The organism is Enterobacter cloacae complex sp. 277I4 (genome assembly GCF_050031465.1).
GTDB lineage: Bacteria > Pseudomonadota > Gammaproteobacteria > Enterobacterales > Enterobacteriaceae > Enterobacter > Enterobacter cloacae.
In genome coordinates, this window is the sequence record NZ_JBLGWC010000001.1 from 4,119,647 (window position 1) to 4,138,532 (window position 18,886).

General features: G+C 47.2%; 20 protein-coding genes and 1 tRNA gene. 4 read left to right on the top strand and 17 right to left on the bottom strand.

The features are described from left to right. Positions 1-88: 88 nt before the first annotated feature. Both ACQG19_RS20020 and fabV read left to right on the top strand, forming a co-directional pair. On the top strand, positions 89-1,270 hold the full coding sequence (locus tag ACQG19_RS20020; protein ID WP_023309080.1) for a tyrosine-type recombinase/integrase: 1,182 nt from the start codon (positions 89-91) through the stop codon (positions 1,268-1,270). Positions 1,271-1,405: 135 nt separating this feature from the next. Then, positions 1,406-2,602 (top strand): enoyl-ACP reductase FabV, encoded by a 1,197-nt coding sequence (gene fabV, locus ACQG19_RS20025; RefSeq protein WP_023309081.1) that lies wholly within the window; start codon positions 1,406-1,408, stop codon positions 2,600-2,602. 21 nt (positions 2,603-2,623) lie between these two features. Here the strand turns inward: fabV and ACQG19_RS20030 are convergent, their stop codons facing one another. The 12 genes from ACQG19_RS20030 to ACQG19_RS20085 form a co-directional block, all read right to left on the bottom strand. Beyond that, positions 2,624-3,301 (bottom strand): phage baseplate protein, encoded by a 678-nt coding sequence (locus tag ACQG19_RS20030; protein ID WP_038417074.1) that lies wholly within the window; start codon positions 3,299-3,301, stop codon positions 2,624-2,626. A gap of 23 nt (positions 3,302-3,324) precedes the next feature. Further along, positions 3,325-5,190 (bottom strand): hypothetical protein, encoded by a 1,866-nt coding sequence (locus tag ACQG19_RS20035; protein ID WP_038416655.1) that lies wholly within the window; start codon positions 5,188-5,190, stop codon positions 3,325-3,327. Next, positions 5,190-5,384: a hypothetical protein gene (locus tag ACQG19_RS20040; RefSeq protein WP_038416657.1), complete on the bottom strand. Its 195-nt coding sequence runs from the start codon at positions 5,382-5,384 to the stop codon at positions 5,190-5,192. The genes ACQG19_RS20035 and ACQG19_RS20040 overlap by 1 nt, the downstream gene beginning before the upstream one ends. A gap of 136 nt (positions 5,385-5,520) precedes the next feature. Then, positions 5,521-6,558, bottom strand: a complete 1,038-nt coding sequence (locus ACQG19_RS20045; protein ID WP_155024040.1) for a major capsid protein — start codon at positions 6,556-6,558, stop codon at positions 5,521-5,523. Positions 6,559-6,576: 18 nt separating this feature from the next. After that, on the bottom strand, positions 6,577-6,954 hold the full coding sequence (locus tag ACQG19_RS20050; RefSeq protein ID WP_155024041.1) for a hypothetical protein: 378 nt from the start codon (positions 6,952-6,954) through the stop codon (positions 6,577-6,579). 3 nt (positions 6,955-6,957) lie between these two features. Continuing rightward, positions 6,958-7,191 carry a hypothetical protein gene (locus tag ACQG19_RS20055; protein WP_023309086.1) on the bottom strand — a complete coding sequence of 78 codons (234 nt, stop codon included), beginning with the start codon at positions 7,189-7,191 and terminating at the stop codon, positions 6,958-6,960. 662 nt (positions 7,192-7,853) lie between these two features. Beyond that, positions 7,854-8,192 (bottom strand): hypothetical protein, encoded by a 339-nt coding sequence (locus ACQG19_RS20060; protein WP_155024042.1) that lies wholly within the window; start codon positions 8,190-8,192, stop codon positions 7,854-7,856. After that, the gene (locus tag ACQG19_RS20065; RefSeq protein ID WP_246932822.1) at positions 8,185-8,571 is read right to left on the bottom strand and encodes a hypothetical protein; all 387 of its coding nucleotides are present in this window, start codon (positions 8,569-8,571) and stop codon (positions 8,185-8,187) included. Before ACQG19_RS20065 ends, ACQG19_RS20060 begins: the two co-directional genes overlap by 8 nt. Before the next feature lie 105 nt (positions 8,572-8,676). Continuing rightward, a complete protein-coding gene (locus tag ACQG19_RS20070) occupies positions 8,677-9,138 on the bottom strand; it encodes a helix-turn-helix domain-containing protein (RefSeq protein WP_032693799.1) in 462 nt (153 codons plus the stop codon). Then, on the bottom strand, positions 9,132-9,902 hold the full coding sequence (locus ACQG19_RS20075) for an ArsR family transcriptional regulator (protein WP_155024043.1): 771 nt from the start codon (positions 9,900-9,902) through the stop codon (positions 9,132-9,134). Before ACQG19_RS20075 ends, ACQG19_RS20070 begins: the two co-directional genes overlap by 7 nt. Before the next feature lie 14 nt (positions 9,903-9,916). Continuing rightward, a complete protein-coding gene (locus tag ACQG19_RS20080; RefSeq protein ID WP_170227636.1) occupies positions 9,917-10,093 on the bottom strand; it encodes a hypothetical protein in 177 nt (58 codons plus the stop codon). An 18-nt stretch (positions 10,094-10,111) separates the two neighbouring features. Further along, positions 10,112-10,360 (bottom strand): hypothetical protein, encoded by a 249-nt coding sequence (locus tag ACQG19_RS20085; RefSeq protein WP_131678078.1) that lies wholly within the window; start codon positions 10,358-10,360, stop codon positions 10,112-10,114. Between the two features lie 1,619 nt (positions 10,361-11,979). On the opposite strand from ACQG19_RS20085, the gene ACQG19_RS20090 reads away from it, so the two are divergent. After that, entirely contained in the window at positions 11,980-12,558 is a 579-nt protein-coding gene (locus tag ACQG19_RS20090; protein WP_023309090.1) for a tyrosine-type recombinase/integrase, read from the top strand. A gap of 46 nt (positions 12,559-12,604) precedes the next feature. On the opposite strand, the gene ACQG19_RS20095 is transcribed toward ACQG19_RS20090, so the two are convergent. From ACQG19_RS20095 to actS, 3 genes are all read right to left on the bottom strand, one after another. Then, a complete protein-coding gene (locus ACQG19_RS20095) occupies positions 12,605-13,987 on the bottom strand; it encodes an HNH endonuclease signature motif containing protein (protein ID WP_023309091.1) in 1,383 nt (460 codons plus the stop codon). A gap of 608 nt (positions 13,988-14,595) precedes the next feature. Next, a tRNA-Gly gene (locus ACQG19_RS20100) sits at positions 14,596-14,669 on the bottom strand. Positions 14,670-14,749: 80 nt separating this feature from the next. Then, entirely contained in the window at positions 14,750-15,493 is a 744-nt protein-coding gene (gene actS, locus ACQG19_RS20105) for an amidase activator ActS (RefSeq protein ID WP_013098606.1), read from the bottom strand. A 162-nt stretch (positions 15,494-15,655) separates the two neighbouring features. On the opposite strand from actS, the gene idi reads away from it, so the two are divergent. Continuing rightward, positions 15,656-16,198 carry an isopentenyl-diphosphate Delta-isomerase gene (gene idi / locus ACQG19_RS20110; protein ID WP_020687092.1) on the top strand — a complete coding sequence of 181 codons (543 nt, stop codon included), beginning with the start codon at positions 15,656-15,658 and terminating at the stop codon, positions 16,196-16,198. A gap of 47 nt (positions 16,199-16,245) precedes the next feature. On the opposite strand, the gene lysS is transcribed toward idi, so the two are convergent. Next, positions 16,246-17,763, bottom strand: a complete 1,518-nt coding sequence (lysS, locus tag ACQG19_RS20115; RefSeq protein ID WP_246932820.1) for a lysine--tRNA ligase — start codon at positions 17,761-17,763, stop codon at positions 16,246-16,248. Positions 17,764-17,772: 9 nt separating this feature from the next. Beyond that, positions 17,773-18,871 (bottom strand): peptide chain release factor 2 gene (gene prfB, locus ACQG19_RS20120; protein WP_129327563.1). Its coding sequence is split into 2 segments (ribosomal slippage): positions 17,773-18,795 and positions 18,797-18,871, totalling 1,098 coding nucleotides; the frame shifts between segments, so codons are not numbered across the junction. Positions 18,872-18,886: the final 15 nt, after the last annotated feature.

Sequence of the window (18,886 nt, forward strand, 5' to 3'; positions counted from 1 at the left end):
GGCGAAGGGAATCGAACAGAACCCCCCAAGAACCGCGAAAGATCTCAACATTGGTAGTTGATAGCGGAGATTGTAGAGGATCATTCTCATGTCTATCAAGGGTCAATCTTATCTATATCCAACTGCGGAAGGGGTCTGGATGTTTCAGATCTTCATTCCGGCGTACATGCGCCACATCTTCGGCGGGAAACGTCTATACCGGAAATCAACGGGAACTAAAGATCTTGCCGCCGCTAAACACTTCCGTAATCACATGCTCATCGAGTGGAAGACACTCAAGGAACAGTATTCCCCAAACACGGAGGAACGGCGCATTCAAAACGCCATAGCCGGATTACATAAGCAAACCACGCTACGCGCCCCACTCCAGACCGTGCCAACATTAACCGCCATACGTGATCAATACGCTGACAGATACAGTGATAAGCGCTCATTCTCGACGCTGGCTAAATCTGCTCGCGCCGTAGAGGTATTTCTCACTTCGCTTGACCGTGCAGACATTCAGGTCACGGAGATCAGACGGTCACAAGTGGCGATGTTTATCAATCAGCAGGACAAGAAAGCCCCCCAAACCGTGCAGAACTGGCTGACGTGCCTGGGAAGTCTGTACGAGTATGCACGGAGAGGTTACGACGACATAGCACCAGATAACCCGTTTCACGGTCACAACCTCGAAGCACGAGCCAGCATTGTAAGCTATGAACCATTTGAAGCTCATCATATGCAAAAGCTACTGGATGCAGCAGAGCCGGAGATCAGGAATATCATAATCATGGGGCTTTTTTCAGGATGCCGCCTTGATGAACTGGCAAGCCTTAAGAAATCAGAGATTCAAACGATGGAAGGTGTACGCTGTTTCTACATCTCGAAGTCAAAGACCAAGGCGGGGGTACGGTACGTCCCTATTCATTCCAGGCTATCTGCGATTGTCGATGAATACCTGAGCCATAGTTACGGCGAGTACCTGTTCCCACAGGCTAACAAGATTAACCGTGCTGACGGTAAGAAAGGCCCGTTCTACTCCCAAGCGTTCACCAGGTTACGCCGCCGAGTATTGCCTACCGCTACAGATCGTCAATGCTTCCACAGCTTGCGCGGGATGTTCATCACCTGCTTAGACCGTGCAGGGGTTAGCGAAACAAGGATCGGGGCCATCACCGGACACACTGAACAGAAAGCGAAAACCGAAGCATTCCGTACCTATTCAAAGGGGGCGAGCATGGAAGAGTTAGCAGGGTATGTCGAATTGGTGGACTACCCTGAAATCTAATTATAGTAACGTTTCAACAAGACCATTATCCTTCCCAGAGTTAGTTAATGAAAGTGTATTATTCATTACAACTTTTCATAAAAAAGTTATCATTATTGTATGCTAAAGAAATTTTGAAAATGGATTAAAATCAACATGATAATTAAACCTAAGATTCGTGGATTCATTTGTACCACCACACATCCGGTTGGTTGCCAAGTCAACGTAAACAAACAAATCGAGTACATCCGCAAAAACGGAAAACTCACTGATGGCCCTGCGCGCGTGCTGGTGATCGGTGCTTCCACTGGTTATGGGCTTGCTTCCAGAATTTCTGTAGCATTTGGCGGCGGTGCTTCCACTGTCGGTGTTTTCTTTGAAAAACCGGGGACGGATGCCAAGCCAGGCTCAGCGGGCTGGTATAACTCTGCGGCTTTTGATGAAGCAGCGAAACGTGAAGGTCTTTACTCGAAAAGCATCAACGGCGACGCGTTCTCCGATGAGTGCCGCGACGAAGTTATCAGCCTCATCAAAGAAGATCTGGGTCAGATTGATTTAGTGGTTTATTCGCTTGCATCTCCGGTAAGAAAGATGCCAAAAACAGGCGAAATTGTTCGCTCTGCGCTGAAGCCAATCGGTGAGGTTTATACCTCTAAAGCCATTGATACCAACAAAGATCAGATCATTACTGCCAGTATCGAACCGGCAACCGAAGAAGAAGTGCGTAACACTGTTACCGTGATGGGTGGCGAGGACTGGGAACTGTGGATTGATGCGCTTAATAACGCTGGCGTTCTGGCTGATGGCGTGAAGACCGTTGCTTACTCCTACATCGGCACGGATTTGACCTGGCCTATTTACTGGCACGGTGCGCTCGGTAAGGCGAAGGAAGACCTGGATCGGGTGGCAAAAGAGTTACGCAACAAGCTGGCTCCTCTCAACGGTGCTGCAAACGTCGCGGTGTTAAAGTCTGTTGTCACCCAAGCGTCTTCAGCTATTCCAGTCATGCCGCTTTATATTTCTATCGTGTTCAAGCTCATGAAAGATCGTGGGATACACGAAGGCTGCATCGAGCAAATTAATCGTCTGATGACTACCAGCCTGTATGGGGGTAATGCCAAACTTGATGACGAGCAGCGAATCCGCATGGACGATCTGGAACTGCGTGAAGATGTGCAGCAGGCGTGCCGCGAAATCTGGCCGACCATTACCGATGAAAATCTGGAGCAGTTAACAGATTACATTGCTTATAAAGAAGAGTTCCTGAAGTTGTTTGGGTTCGGATTCGAAGAAGTTAACTACGAAGCCGATACCGATACAAACATAGATTTTGATGTGAAAACATTAATCTAATAAAAGGGGGCGCAAGCCCCCTTATTTTTTATTAAACTCCGTAGTCACCGTATCACCTTCGGTTTTCTTAGGTGCATTGTTCACCACCTTCTGTTTCACCGTACCGCCTACAGATTTATTTCCCTGCGTTTTAGTTGCAATCACATTAACCGTAGCTTTGCTGACAAGGCGAATTTGCTCGAATTCAAGATCGAATTGCATAGCAAATTCAGATTTATAATCGTAGGAGATGCCGGAGAGAATAACATTCTCGTACACTTTATGTTCTGTCACTAATGTGATGGGCTGACGACTGTCAAATATTTGATCGAGATAGGTGATAGCTTGTGATATTCGCGTACCATTAACACCAGCACTGTATAATAAATCTCCCTCAAGTCTGATCGGAGTTTCCGTGATTACTCCAGACATTTTGAATGTATTATTCTTAATCTGAACGTGGTCGCTCACCTCTGCCCCGCTCTCAACGGGATAGCTCGTAATATCAGCCTGTCTACGTACTCCCGTATCTGTCACAGCATCAAAAACTATCGCCTGATAGTTACGAATATAGTTATCAGAGGCTGGGTTATATACCGATGCAAGAATGGTGAATCCGTTTTCACCTTTGGTACGGGTAGCGCTGCTGTTATTACTGTTCTGAGTTGAATTGATTCGGGAGGAATCGCCCCCGATTGTTAAACTTCCTGGTGTTGCCATTTTATTCCTTACGAAGAGGGGCATTAGCCCCCCGCCCCTTGTCCAGATGAAACAGCCAGCACAATACGCTGATTATTGTCATTGATACGCTGATCAACGGTAGCATTAAGCATGTTTCCAAACGTTGGATCAGGAGAAATAGTTAGATGGATAAGCCCTTCCGGTAGCTGATTCTGCAACACTACAGGCTGCATGATCGGCGCACTGGCTGGCTTAGCTGGCGCTGCTGCACTCTGTTTCAACATCGAAACAGGAGAGTAATCTCCGTTTGTGCTCTGCGCGTAGCTGCTCACGTCTTTAGCGTCGCTTATCCCGTTCCACCAATCATGGAATGTATCGAACATGTTCGGCTCATGTGTGCCGTCTGATTTAGGCTGGCTGCCTCCGTAAGCGTTAGCCACAGGATTACTTCCTGGCTGTGCAGGTGCTGACGTAGTGCCGTAATGCTGACTAACAGCCTCTTTAGAAGTGTTGTCACCGTTAAGGAGGTTTAGCTTGCCTGTGATCCAGTTGGTTAGCTTCATTAAGCCGTCTACTACATCACCCGCCGCTTTTCCTAAACCTTTAAAGAAGGGTAACGCCTCCTGCATAGCTTCCTTAAACTCTCGCATGGTTTCAGGGTCAATCTCTGACATAAACCCTTCGAAGAATGCCAGCTTCTGGCTATCGGAGAGAATGCTAAGCTCCTGGTTAAACTTACGGTATTGAACAAGCTGATCCTGCTGGGCTTCATCCAGCCACTGACCATTACGCTTGAGCACGTCCACCTGATCAGTGATCGCTTTTCCTTGATTAGAAAATGCCTTGTGATACAAGCCTAAATCGTCTGCAAGGTCTTCCAGGTTATGAAGGATTTGCTCTTGTGAATAGCCTTTGCCCTGCATGGTGTTGGTATAGGCAGAAACGAAGCCAAACGGATTGGATTGGTAGGATTTCAGATCGTCTTTAGTGAATCCCATGTTCAGGGCTGTATTTACTGCGGCGTTCCCGCCTTTCCATTTTCCAGACTTCTTATCAAAGGTGCTGTTGGTGTAGCTGTCTGCCAGCTTTTCGGAAATGTCCTTTCCGTTGTCGAGCAACTTCCGCTGACCTTGCAGCCCCATCCCACTATCGATCCCGTTAGCCGAGGCATACTGTGAAAGTGCCTGGAGGACGTTATAATCCACACCGCCCAATCTGGCACGCTGCACAATCTCGCTGCGCTCTTCCTGTGCGGTAACAGCCTCTTTGCCCCATGAATAAGCGCCATAAGCCGCCGCACCAATACCAGCGCCAGCCAGCGCACCAGTGCCTAAGCCCATCAGAGAGCCAGAGATAGCCCCTGTAGCCTTACCACCGCCAGCAAGAGCGTTAGCCCCTCCCGCTTTTGCCGCTGCCCTACGCTCTGCGTTAATACGTCTGTAGCTCTGCTGGAGGCGTTTGATCTCGCTGTTTTGGCGTTGTAGGCTGATCGTTCCATCAGCATAACTACGGGTAATCCTGCTGGCCTGTAATGCCGCCTGTGTAAGCTCAACATTGGTAAGGTGTTGCATTGATTTAAAGCTGCTGGCTGTATCCAGGAGTTTTAGCTCCGCACGTTCACGCCGCTGTGCGTTTCTCGCGGCCTCTTTCGCTGCCTGAGCCTCTACACGGGCTTGCGCCTTAGCTGCCCTTGCCTTTTCTTGTTCATCGTTGCTACGAGGTTTGGCGGCGTTTTTATTGGCTTTCTCTGTTTCACGCTTCGCCTGTCGCATATTCTCTTTCATGCGCTTGAAGTTCATCTTCGGATCTTGAATCTTCTCGAAGGCTTTCTTTAAGTCAGAAGCAGCCCGTTTAGCCTCTGCAATATCTTCTTTACTAACGACAAAACGAACACTTGTTTTTATTGAAGCGACGTTGATATCAAGCATTATTCACCGCCTTGTTTGTCTAAGAAATAGTGAATAGCTTGCTCAATCGTATCTCCTCGAAAAATACGTTGCCTAACACCTGTATATGAAATATCTAATAGCGCACATAGTTGACTTACTTTAAGTAAATCTGATGCACTATCACCTTGAATATCAATATGAACGCCTTTTGCACTCTTGAGTATTAACTGCATATTATCTTTCCTCATTCTGGAAATAAAAAAGGGGCAAGGGCTGGCGCATTTGCTTTGCGTGTTCCAGTTCCCTACGCCCTTGATTACAAGCTCTTCTGTTATTTTTCAGACGTGAAGAGCTAACGTCTATCGATCGTTATTCTGCGACAGTACCGAAGATGATCGCTTGCGGGATTGCCACGATTGGGAGATAGCTGCATTCAGTTGCGATCTCGGGGAAGCCCCAACGCTGATCTACTACGACATACTGGTGATATAGCTCTGCGCCTTTGCCTTGTGTGGCGTGGCGAACGCCAACACCGCTATGCAGGACGTAGGCATTACTCTCAGGAGCCATTACAGGAAGACTCACGAATGAGTCCACACCGATGTTGTCAGTGATGAGGCTATAGCCTGTCACATCGATCACGGTGACACCGTTTAGTGTCCAGGTTTCGAAAGCAGGGTTTGCACTTTTAGTACGGGTGTAGAAGTTGTCTCCCTGCTCCAGAGGGAGCGTATACACCATGAAGTCTCTCACTGATGGGTGATAGCGTAGCGCTACGGCAGCTTTACCGGAGGCAAGGATCACTACGCCCTGTTTAGCCTGTGCCAACCCTGAGCCAAGTTTCACATTCTGGATTCGCCCGATCTCGCTTAGTTGCTGGAACACGTTAGCACCTGCACTGATATCCATCGTGTATGTGGTTTTGCTCCCACCTGCAAGGAAATCTAAATTACCCTGTCCGGCGTATTGTGACTGCACACGAAGCCCTAACAGCGCCTCTACCAGGTCAACCTCTACCGTATTACTCACCTGGGCGTATTGTGCATCGCTGAAATCAGAAATAGCCAAGGTAATTTGATCAGCAGTGTCTACTGTTCCACGCATTTTATACTGCTCAAGATCACGAGAGGTGACGGTGTTAAGGGAGTTGGTATATTTAAGCTGATACAGCACATTGCTGAATTCTGGGCGTTCTGCACTGTTCCAATCGCTTTGGGCGTAAGGCATCTTTTCAGGTGCAACGAGATTTTTCACATCTGTGATTTTCTCAAGAGCGATTGTATTGACGTCGTGGTTCTCAATTTTAAATAACCCAAGATTACTTACAATTGCATTCAACTGAGTAGAGAATGTAAACGGGCTGGCAAAATCGTACATGTTGCCAGAAAATAGATCTGAATAAGCCATTCTTATTATTATCCTTAATTAGGTTGTGTGTAGGGCTACTGTGTCGTAGTCAGTGAAAGTAAAGCCAAGAGTTGCTAATTGCGCTTGAGCCAGAGATTTATCCAGACTTCCAAATTCAATGCCAACCAGGGCTAAAATAGTATGTTCTGGAGAAGCTACAATAAACGCCTTATCGCCAGCGCGTGCAGGTTCTACGACAACATACGCAATATTGCCAGGAACGGTAGCTTTCTTACCTGTAGCGTCTACAAGATCACCTACGATAAGGGAATCAGGGATTCCTGTAGCTGTCTTGATCAGCTTATCCTGCATAATTGCATCAGATGCGTAAGCCACTACTTTATATCGGGCGTGGCTGTTATTCCCGTTCAGAGTTTGAAATGTTCCAAATTGCATTGGTTATTTTCCTTTTGCTATTGCTTTTAGTTTTAATCGTTCCTCAAGCCCTGATGATGGGTGAGAACCTTCTTTTGATTTGGTGATAGTGGCGGTAGGCCAGAATTTCTCTGTAGCCTCTCGAATCTCTTCGACACTTACACCTAATACATTCGCCGCTTGTTTCATCATCTTTTCAGAGAGAATAAGAGAAGCACCTTTGTGTGTTATTACACGATCATAATTCATAAGGAACATGAGATTTCCTTCGTATTGTTACTGCGTTCATTAATAACGGAAGTGTTACATGCAGATTGTTAAAAAGGGGCAATTAAGCCCCTGGAGAGATGCCCTTGTTAGAAAGCATTGTTTAACGTCATCGTTTGGGAGGATTATGAAGTTAAAGAATGGTTTCTTGAATAAAATGAAGGGCGCAACTGTTACGAATAACAGAAGTAGGATCGCCCGTCATTGCCCCACTTCAAAACAGAAGCCCTTCTGTCATGGCGAGAAGTGGGAATGGAATCTCAATATCACCACTGGAATAGTAATAAGAGATTGCCAGCCTGAACGTAACTACCGCTTACGGCGTTTATTCAGTCTGACTACATTCATCCTAACGGAATGAATGAGCAAAGAGCGAATGCCCTTTCTGAAAAAGTCGGAGATGCGCGGTGATTGCGATGCAATACCAACACAACAAGATATTACATCCCGCGCATTCCTTCGGAACTAAACAAGACAAAGAGGAAAGAACCAACACTTTCAGAAAAATAGCATTCAGAGGGAGAGAGTGCCGCCATGGGAAACGGCATTCTCAAGGAGTTCGTATTGACATACGAGGGTGAAGTGATTCGAATACTTACCCTATAACTCATTATGACACATATAGCACATATTGTCAAGACATTTTGTAACCTTTATGTTATGGCGCATTCTTCCGCGATCTGGATGGAAAGCTCTCCGAGTTCAACGGTGATGTATTGCAGAGAGCAAGCAAGCTCCTCAAGGTCATTAGCTACACGCCACGCTTCTTCTGGTGTGATCGTACTGCCGTCACGCTGCACCAAACGAGCTACAGACGTTTGCAGATGTTCAAGGGCAGTGATTGCCTCTTCAGTGTATTGCAACGCTTCCAGAAGCGCGGAGGGCGTTCTCTCACGCCACGCTGCATTAACAAGCTGTAAGGTTGGTAAATGCCAGTTGTCGTGGAAGGAGTTAATTAGGGTGTTCACTGTGTCCATAGTTTTATTATTCATTGTTTTCCTTGTCGTCAAAGAGAATGTCAAAGTCTTGTGTATGGTGGGATAGTCCCCAGGTCTGGCAATACCCAATATAATCGGCGTAATGTTCAAATCCTGCTATTTGCCATTTCTTGAGATGGCTACTATCTATAATATATTCGCGTCTGCGTCGTGGTTTGTAATAAACGTTATCCGTTGACGATAGAACATCCTGCAATAGTTCAAACTCTAATCCAGTTGGTTCTACTGCGGGATATTCTTGAATAGTTGTCACCATCTCTCCAGGAATAGATTCTCGTGCGAAATCTTGTAGAGATGAAGTGAATATATGTTTTCTGATGCGTGTGGCTTTTTCTATTCTAACGAGCGTAGATCTATTTTGTTTTCTTGTCATTAAATCCTCGTAGAGGGGAAACTTCCTTGTCTTGTCATGACGTACAATCCGTACAGCACAGCCCACCACCATAAAGCAGTAATCATAAAAGTTTCCCGATTGTTGTTATTTAGTCGTAAGTGTAATGTCGCAACCTTTACCGCGACCAGGTTTGATTAACGTAGTAGTTAGATAACCATTGCGGCGGAGCTTGCGAATCGCACTGGATACAGTTGCCACACTGATCCCCAACACTATCGCTATTGATTCCTGCTTCACATTTGTTAATGATGACAGTGATTCGAGGTGCATTAATACCAGACGTTCCGAAGGAGACAGATTCTTATCGTGAAGATGTGGGGATGACATTTTACATTCGATCTCTTTCGGTGGCTTCATCGCTGCATTGAATAGCGTAACAAGAGCATTAGCGTAACTTGATTCACCTCGTTCAGCGTAAACATCTACAAGTTCTTGCGCTTGTTCGAATGCAACGCCTCTTTCAACTTCTGGATTTAATAAACTGGCAAGATGGATGATGTTAAGATCACGTTCGTTGTATTGTTTGGGTATAACCGTTTTCAGCATAAATGTTCTATTTCCTCGTAGATTGATTTAAGTTTGGGGTTGATTGTATAGTCCAGGTATCCATGAATGAGCATCCATCTTATTTTCGGATGTTGTGAAACAGGTAGATTCTTTTCAGGATTCTCCCATTCATCCCGATACACGCCGATTGAGACAGGGTTAACGGCTTCGATTTCTATTTCTCTGGCTGGGGGTGGTGTAGATTTCTTCTTCGTTACTGCCTTTGGCTTTTCCCGTTTTGGAATAGGTTTAGTTTCTTCCGTTATTTCGTCAAACTCGCACATCGGATCTGCTTTGGCCTCTTCACGTTGCTCCTCTGGCGCTACGTCTTCTTTAACTTTGCCAAACACGGGATGTTTCAGACAATCGACCCATTCCGGTGCGGAATCTCGTTCCATCGCATTACGATCACGTTCAAAGGCGAAGTTTTCCGGCGTGAGTGGCGTTATGGTCCATTGGTTTGAGCGCTTTGGCTTATTACTGGCGATCAGTCCAATTTTCTTCAACTTTGCAACAATGCGTGTTGCTGTTGCCGAACTAACACCAATACTTGCACCAAGCTGATCAATGTCATCGTAATAAGTACCGCCCAACTCTATCGTAAAGCGATAATAACGATGGCGCATTCTGACGTAAAACTGCTTATCAGCAGGAGAAAGGTACTCTGTAACGCCTGTTTTAAGATTGGTGATCCTGGTGCATTCGTTAAATGCGTCTTCGGTGTTGGTGAAACTAAAAGCCTTACTGTTTATAATGTCAGTCATATTATGGTGTATCCTTATTTAGTAGAACGTTCTCCGTTCTTAATCGATGTGGAAAGTGTGGTTGCAGCGTCAATTAACATCTCCTGCACTGTTACGCCTCTCGCTCGCGCCTCTTTTAACAAAGTGCTAAACACTTCATCCGGCAGTTTTACGAATGTTCCGGCTGGTTTCTTCTTCTGGATTTCGCTCATTTGTTTTCTCCTTCTGGTTTATTCGTTGGCGGTGGTTTCAGCCTGTTCAGCTTTCCATTGATCGTAAAGTTCGATTCCTTTACGCAATCTTTCAGCGTGTTCGAAATATCCTTGCCGTTGTGCGGCTGCTCGCTGGCTGTTTATTGCATTTCGCGTCTGGCTTCCGGCCTTTAAAGCCTCGAAGACAAGTTCTGGATTAAAATACTTAATTTTGGTTCTCCTTGCGTTAGAAACACAGAAACACCATCCAGGGAGAACGTTAATCACGTTGCCTGATAGTGCGGTGTAAGTTGGATTGTTTGCGTTAGGCTGGATGCCTGAGATGATGACGGGATGAATGCTTTCATCACCCTACATCATTTACTTTAACATGAAATGATTTAAATGTCAAGACTTATTTCTATCCATCTCAGATCATAGCGCACTTACACGTTGTGATCAACTCATTCATATCATCATAAAACGCGTTCTATCGCTTCCTAACAGGTTTGAAAGCCTGAGAGGAGCAATGCCCTCCCTATCCTCTCGAAAACGCTCTCAGCGCGTCTGGGGCGTTCCGTTTGCGTTACCGCCGCCCTCTGGCACTTACTCCCGAAACCAATAGCACAAACTACTGAGGGATAACAGTAGTTATCAGGATAGTAGGTGGTGGTGTTGGATTGAGGCTGGATGAACTGGAGCCATCAGCGACCAGTGAATCCTTAGCCGTGGGCTAACTTTGCATGGATGAATGCGGAGCATGGAAGACAGGCAGAAGTTATGCCGAAAGACATTGCGCACACGGCGCATAGCTTCTGTGCCTCGTTTCACGAGGGCGAAGCCCTGGCACAATCACAGACAGATGCGCTGATCGCTGCGTCGTGAGCGGCTGACCGAGTAGTCCCAAAGGCGAATCAGGTCACTTGCCAGGCGACACGCGCCAGCAAAGCGAATCTTTCACAAGATCTTCTAAAAGCTCTCTTTTAGAGATCGCTTTTAGAATCTCTTTGTATAGAACATCAATTTGATGTGTAGTTTGCCGATCCATACATCAATTTGATGCGTATCCCATGCATCCATACATCATTTTGATGTATAGCCGCTTATCCTCAGTTTCGACACACATCATTTTGATGTATATCGTCGCCCTGCTCACTACGAATCGCACATGCAACAATCCTAAGAATAGCCAGAGGCAATATTAGGCAATACCTATCAAACCACGACATTAATAACATCAAAACCTATCTTAAATGACAGGTAAAGAATCGGTGTAGATGTAAGCCAAAGTGGATTGTTCACTTTCATTGTCAGAATGATCATTTTAGCTAAACCGTTGTGTAGTGCGGGATACAGCGCTGTTTGTCATGAAAACTACTTTGCACCCGTGCCGGATTCGTTGAACGAGTATTCTCGAAAGATCACTCCGCTGATTTTCCATGCCTAAACCCGCCAATTAGTTAGCATTCCAATCATTTCATGATGCAATTAATTCAGGTGAGAATTATTATCATCTATCGTGCAATTTCGCCCCGCTTCGATACACATTAGAAAAGTGTATTCTGCAACTCATTGATTTTATTTAATCAGAACACTTTTCCATCACTTCACCGTGCAAACAGGGGTAACTCCCCGTCATCGAAAATAAATCTCTTGACAGAATCACCGTTTCATGAACCATGCGGATAAATGCATTTTCATTTATTTTTCAATCAGTTACGGATATTTCGGGACTTCTACGCCTGGAATTGGGGAAGTGCCTCGGGCGGTGTTCGATCGGTCAAGCAACCGCGCACACATTTTGATCATTTAGTGCTCTTCTGAAAAAACGTATCGTGCAACATGTTGAAAATGATCAATTTATGATCAATGATGCTTTCAACGAAACGAACATAAGGAGGGTAAAGATGAAAGGCATTAGCCAGGCGCTAAAGAGTGCAGACGAAGTTAAAGCAGTGGCGGCAGAGCTACAACGCAACGCCAGAAGCAACCTGTTCTATTGCTTGTGGGTGTTTATGTATGAATCGGGCTTACGTATCTCTGACGTGCTCAAACTCCGGTACGAAGATGTAGAGGGGCAATCTCACCTCAAGGTGAAGCAGGAGAAAACCGGAAACGTGGTGAGGCCAAAGGTGACAGCCGCGATGCTGTCAGTGATGGCACAACGCAAGGCAGAGCAAGCCGATATGCCAGTGAAGACGGATTTCATTTTTAGCAAGGGCGATATACGTAGCAAAGGCAACGCCGTAACCCGTAACACGGTATTCACTGAATTTGGGAAGATGGGACGTAGAGCAGGATTCTCTAACGTGGGATGCCATACACCACGTAAAAGCCGTGGGCGCGTGATGTTCGATGCTGGAGTGGCTATTGAAACAATCGCCCATTTCCTGGGACAGACAGATCCGCGCTCAACGATGTATTACATCGGGTATGGTCAGGACGTGCAGGACGATTTAACAGAGGAGTTTTCTTTAGAGTGGTGACGGAATGTACTTATTCTAAAATTGACCAAAGGTTGAAAGTAACATATCAACTGGATCTGATCTTCAAAAATAATTTCCATTTACTGCGCAGTTTATTCTCGTCTAACTTCACAGTATGTGCCCCTATTATTTTACCCTCAAACATATGGGCATATATACATTCAACATTAAAATGTATGGTTAGGGTATCTGGATTTATACCAAGTTGGCCGTTATCGAACATTCGATGACAATCCGAGGTAAGTAGGATGCCGTTACTGGTATCCATATTGTGCGAAGAACAATAATCCTCTAAATGACAGGCTTGAAGCAAAGATTGAATTGATTGTCCAGTTACTGCACACCTACCTTTGAAGTTGGTCTCAACTCTCCTTCGGAAACTTTGTTGGTCACTAATTCTTCTTAACTGCAGTGTACGCTGAACATTACTCGAAATTAATTTAAGATCCACTGATTCAGGATAGGAACTAATTTTCTCTTGTTCCTTTCTTACTGCGCCAGAATCTTTTTTACTTAGAGAAATCTTATAACCTACTGTGATAAGGTCATACAAAACCCTTTCAGATTGCCCTTGTTTCTTGGCAATTTCACGCGCATCTGTTTCATTCTTACTTCTTAACGAAATTAAGTAAGCGAGCGAATTAAAATATGAAAACTTACCTGGCTCAACTTTACTGTCATAATATTTTGAAGATAGTTCACGACTTTTTGCGATCTTGTACGCTTGCGTGACAGGAATAGTCCTTATCAACTGGCTATACAGTTCGCTATTAAAATAAAATTCAGGCACTTCAATTTTGGTTGTTGAATTGGTATCTAATTTTGTGATCACCTTTGCAGGTGATGTCTTCTTCGTATCAGTTCTTTCTTCTTGAATAATTTTAGTATGCGTAACGCGAGAAATTAAAGCCATTCTCTCCAGCTCAGCCTGAGCTTCTTTGGCTATTAACTCTTTACGCAATCTTTCACGCTCCAAAGTCTTCTCATTCAATGGCAGGAAACTACGATTTTCATGGCTAATGGTAAACTGATTCGGCGGGATAGTTTTCTTGAAAGATCTAACCTGAATAGATTTTCTATAATTTTCGCGTGCAACTCTCCTCTCCTGCTTAAATATTGAGCGAGGTTCCTTTAGACTTTGTCCAGGCGTATCCTTAGTTCTATTCCTGATCTCATAATTTAATGATTTAATGATTTCCGAAATTTCTTTCTTCTTCTCGTTAGATGTTACCGGATCGTTTATTTTTTCAGAGTATTCATTTTTTACCCTGATCAATTCAGGTAGAGACATTTCTTGAGCATGAAGTTTTCTTTTGGTTTGTTTTTGCTGTTCTCCAGCACTTGATGCAACAAGTTTGGTGATAGCGCTTTCAGGCTCGCTATTTTTCGCAGCATTCAACAAAGCATCAGCAAGAATACTATTCTTCATCAGCAGTTACCCTTCCTTGAAATCTAACATACAAATCTCTACCAGAGCTTCGCCCATCACGCATCTACACCACCCCTATCGGATTAATCTTAGATTAACCAAGGTGCATACAACGCGCAACTAACAGATTTTGGACAATAGAAGCCATAAAGCCCCGTTAGTGGTACAAGCAACAAGCGGAGCGTAGCGACTTCATCAGATTGTCAGAGGGATCACACCTTATCAGGGTGCTCGTGTACCGTCAGGAGCGTGAGCGAAGCGCTGGCAGAGCCTGCATATCGTGTGCAGGTACGTTTACCACTATACACCTGTTTACGCAGCCACAAGGCCGCACATCGGGCTTAAAATGCGTGTGATCGGTCTGGTGCAAGAGACAATGCCCGGATCAGGCTTTTCCTTCACGTTGTGCTATCGCGGTGTGAGGGCTACAACTGCCGCCGCCGAATAGTTATACTCTTACTTCCATAGTAACTATCCGTGACAACTAACAGTGTACCTTGTGTTGGTAAATCGTCGTTCAATGGTAGAACGAACACGACAACTTATGTTAAGTAAGTTGTTGAAAGCAAAACGAGTTTTATCGAAGTTTTGCCACAAGGGGAGAGATCTGGAGCGGGCGAAGGGAATCGAACCCTCGTATAGAGCTTGGGAAGCTCTCGTTCTACCATTGAACTACGCCCGCTTTGAGGTGCGTAAAGCATTATAGACCTTACGCCTCTTCATACAAGCCTCTTCGCAACTAAACGGCGATAAAATAATCACTTAGCACTTCGGCTTGCTGCCCTGTGCCGGCAGATAACGCTGCGGGTCGATGGCGGTGGCCTTATAACGGATCTGGAAGTGCAGCTTCACCGTATCCGTCCCCGTGCTACCCATGGTGGCGATCTTCTGCCCCGCCTTCACGTTCTGGCCGTTATTAACCAGCATTGTGTCGTTATGCGCATAAGCCGTGATGTAGTCTTCACCATGCTTAATCATGATCAGATTACCGTAACCGCGCAGCTGGTTGCCCACGTACACGACCTTCCCTGCCCCGGAGGCATAAACCGGCGTACCGCGCGCGGCTGCAATATCGATTCCCTTATTGCCGCCTTCAGATAAGGAATACGGCAACACAACTTTGCCGCTGGCCGGCCAAATCCAGCAGCGCTGTCCGACAGGCGGCCAGGAGGATTGCGGCACCGCATAGGATGGCGTCACTTTGGCGGTTTTGCCTTTCGACGACGATTTTTTGCCCGAGGATGAACCACCATTAACCTTCAGCTTCTGCCCCACTTCGATGGTATATGGCGGAGAGATATTATTCAGACGCGCCAGCTCCTTTACGCTGGTCCCCGTCGCGCGCGAAATCCGGTACAGCGTATCCCCGCGCTTCACGGTATAGACCGCACCGGAATAGCTGCCCATATCCGAAGATTTACTCCCTGAACAGCCTGCCAGTAATAGCGTCAGCATCAGGCAGAACACGGCAGTGATGGGGTTTCTCGTCAGGCTTCCTGCAAACAAAACAGATCCTCGGTCAGCGTGAATGGCGCCCTATAATACCAGCCCAAACAGATATGGGTCAGCCCTTTTCCGCTCTGTGGAACAAACCGTTCGTACCGGAATGCAGTATAATGACATCGCTGGTGGTGCTGAACCATCCGCATGGTTAGCACTGGAGCATCAATGAGTATTCAAGAACACGTTATTTTGGTAAATGACCAGGGAATGGTGATTGGCACTCAGGAAAAATACGCTGCACATACCTCCCATACCCCACTCCATCTGGCGTTCTCTTCCTGGCTCTTCAATGCCAAAGGGGAGTGTCTTATCACCCGTCGCGCATTAAGCAAAAAAGCCTGGCCGGGCGTCTGGACGAACTCAGTCTGCGGCCATCCGCAATCTGGTGAAGCGATTGATCAGGCTATTGTGCGCCGCTGCCGCTATGAAGTAGGAGCCGAAATTACCGGGATCACCCCTGTCGCCGCTGAGTTTCGCTACTGTGAAACCGATCCTTCCGGGATCGTCGAAAATGAGATTTGCCCGGTCTTTGCCGCCAGGATAACGAATGAGCTGACGATCAACAGTGATGAAGTGATGGCATACGAATGGGTTGATCTGGACGCGTTGTTCCAGGCTCTGGATGCCACACCGTGGGCCTTTAGCCCCTGGATGGTGATGGAAGCGACGGCGGCACGCGAAAAACTGCGGGCCTTCGCCGCCAAATAAGAAAGCCCCGGCGACTATCGCACGGGGCTTTTTACGATCTGCAGACGTTATTTAACCGGACGCATCGCCGGGAACAGGATCACGTCGCGGATGGTGTGGCTGTTGGTGAACAGCATTACCATACGGTCAATACCAATACCCAGACCCGCCGTTGGTGGCAGGCCGTGCTCCAGCGCCGTCACGTAGTCTTCGTCGAAGAACATCGCTTCGTCGTCGCCTGCCGCTTTTGCGTCAACCTGATCCTGGAAGCGCTGCGCCTGATCTTCTGCATCGTTCAGCTCGCTAAAGCCGTTGCCGATTTCACGGCCACCGATGAAGAATTCAAAGCGGTCAGTGATCTCCGGGTTCTCGTCATTACGACGCGCCAGCGGGGACACTTCAGCCGGGTATTCAGTGATGAAGGTCGGCTGAATCAGGTGCGCTTCTGCCACTTCTTCAAAGATCTCGGTCACGATACGGCCCAGACCCCAGCTCTTCTCCACTTTAATACCGATGCTTTCAGCGATCGCTTTTGCAGAATCGAAGTTATCCAGATCCGCCATGTTGGTTTCAGGACGGTATTTCTTGATGGCTTCGCGCATGGTCAGTTTTTCGAACGGCTTGCCGAAGTCGAACACTTCTTCACCGTAAGGTACCTGCGTTGTGCCCAGAATATCCTGCGCCAGGGTGCGGAACAGGGATTCGGTCAGCTCGATCAGATCTTTGTAATCTGCATACGCCATATAGAGTTCCATCATGGTGAACTCTGGGTTATGACGCACGGAGATGCCTTCGTTACGGAAGTTACGGTTGATTTCGAACACGCGATCGAACCCACCCACCACCAGACGCTTCAGGTACAGTTCCGGCGCGATACGCAGGTACATGTCCAGGTCCAGGGCATTGTGATGGGTGATGAACGGACGTGCGGAAGCACCGCCCGGGATCACCTGCATCATTGGGGTTTCCACTTCCATAAAGTCGCGGTTAACCATGAACTGGCGGATACCGGCCATGATCTGGGAGCGAATTTTGAAAGTCTTGCGGGACTCATCGTTAGAGATGAGGTCCAGATAACGCTGGCGGTAGCGCGCTTCCTGATCCTGCAGTCCGTGGAATTTGTCCGGCAGCGGGCGCAGGGCTTTGGTCAACAGACGCAGTTCGGTGCAGTGGATAGACAGTTCACCGGTCTTGGTTTTGAACAGTTTACCTTTCGCGCCCAGGATATCGCCCAGGTCCCACTTCTTGAACTGCTCGTTGTAGATGCCTTCTGGCAGATCGTCACGGGAAACGTACAGCTGAATGCGGCCGCCTACGTCCTGCAGGGTAACGAAAGAGGCTTTACCCATGATACGACGGGTCATCATACGGCCCGCAACGGCCACTTCGATGTTCAACGCTTCCAGCTCTTCGTTTTCTTTAGCGTCGAAGTCAGCGTGCAGTTGGTCTGAGGTGTGGTCACGACGAAAATCGTTCGGGAACGGCACGCCCTGCTCGCGCAGCGCTGCCAGCTTCTCGCGGCGGGTTTTCAGTTCGTTGTTAATATCGACTACCGCGTCAGCGCCCTGTGCTTGTTGTTCAGACATGTTGGTTCCTCATAACCCTGCTTTCAAACTTGCTTCGATAAATTGGTCCAGGCTGCCGTCCAGCACCGCCTGCGTGTTACGGGTTTCAACCCCGGTACGCAGGTCTTTGATGCGGGAGTCATCAAGGACGTAAGAACGGATCTGGCTGCCCCAGCCGATATCAGACTTGTTGTCTTCCATCGCCTGTTTCTCAGCATTTTTCTTCTGCATCTCCAGCTCATAAAGCTTCGCTTTCATCTGCTTCATGGCCTGGTCTTTGTTCTTATGCTGGGAACGGTCGTTCTGGCACTGTGTTACCAGCCCGGTTGGAATGTGGGTAATACGTACCGCTGATTCCGTACGGTTAACGTGCTGTCCACCCGCGCCAGATGCGCGGTAAACGTCGATACGCAGATCTGCCGGGTTGATTTCGATATCGATATCTTCGTCAACTTCGGGGTAAACAAACGCGGAGCTGAATGAGGTATGACGACGACCACCGGAGTCGAACGGGCTCTTTCGTACCAGGCGGTGAACGCCGGTTTCGGTACGCAGCCAGCCGTAGGCGTAGTCACCAATGATCTTGATGGTGACGGACTTAATGCCAGCCACTTCGCCTTCAGACTCTTCGATAATCTCGGTTTTGAAGCCACGCGCTTCAGCCCAGCGCAGATACATGCGCATCAGCATGCTAGCCCAGTCCTGCGCTTCAGTACCGCCAGAACCTGCCTGGATATCGAGATAGCAGTCAGCGCTATCGTATTCGCCGGAGAACATACGACGGAACTCAAGCTGCGCCAGCTTCTCTTCCAGCACGTCGAGCTCTGCCACGGCTTCGTTAAAGGTTTCTTCGTCGTCGGCTTCTACAGCCAGCTCCAGCAAACCGGAAACGTCTTCCAGCCCCTGAGCCATTTGATCCAGCGTATTTACGATAGCTTCGAGAGAGGAACGCTCTTTACCCAGCGCCTGCGCGCGTTCAGGCTCGTTCCAGACGTCCGGCTGTTCCAGCTCGGCGTTTACTTCTTCAAGACGCTCTTTCTTGGCATCGTAGTCAAAGATACCCCCTAAGAACGTCAGAGCGCTCCGTGAGGTCCTGAATACGGTTTTTTACCGGATTAATTTCAAACATGGTCTGTTTTCTTTT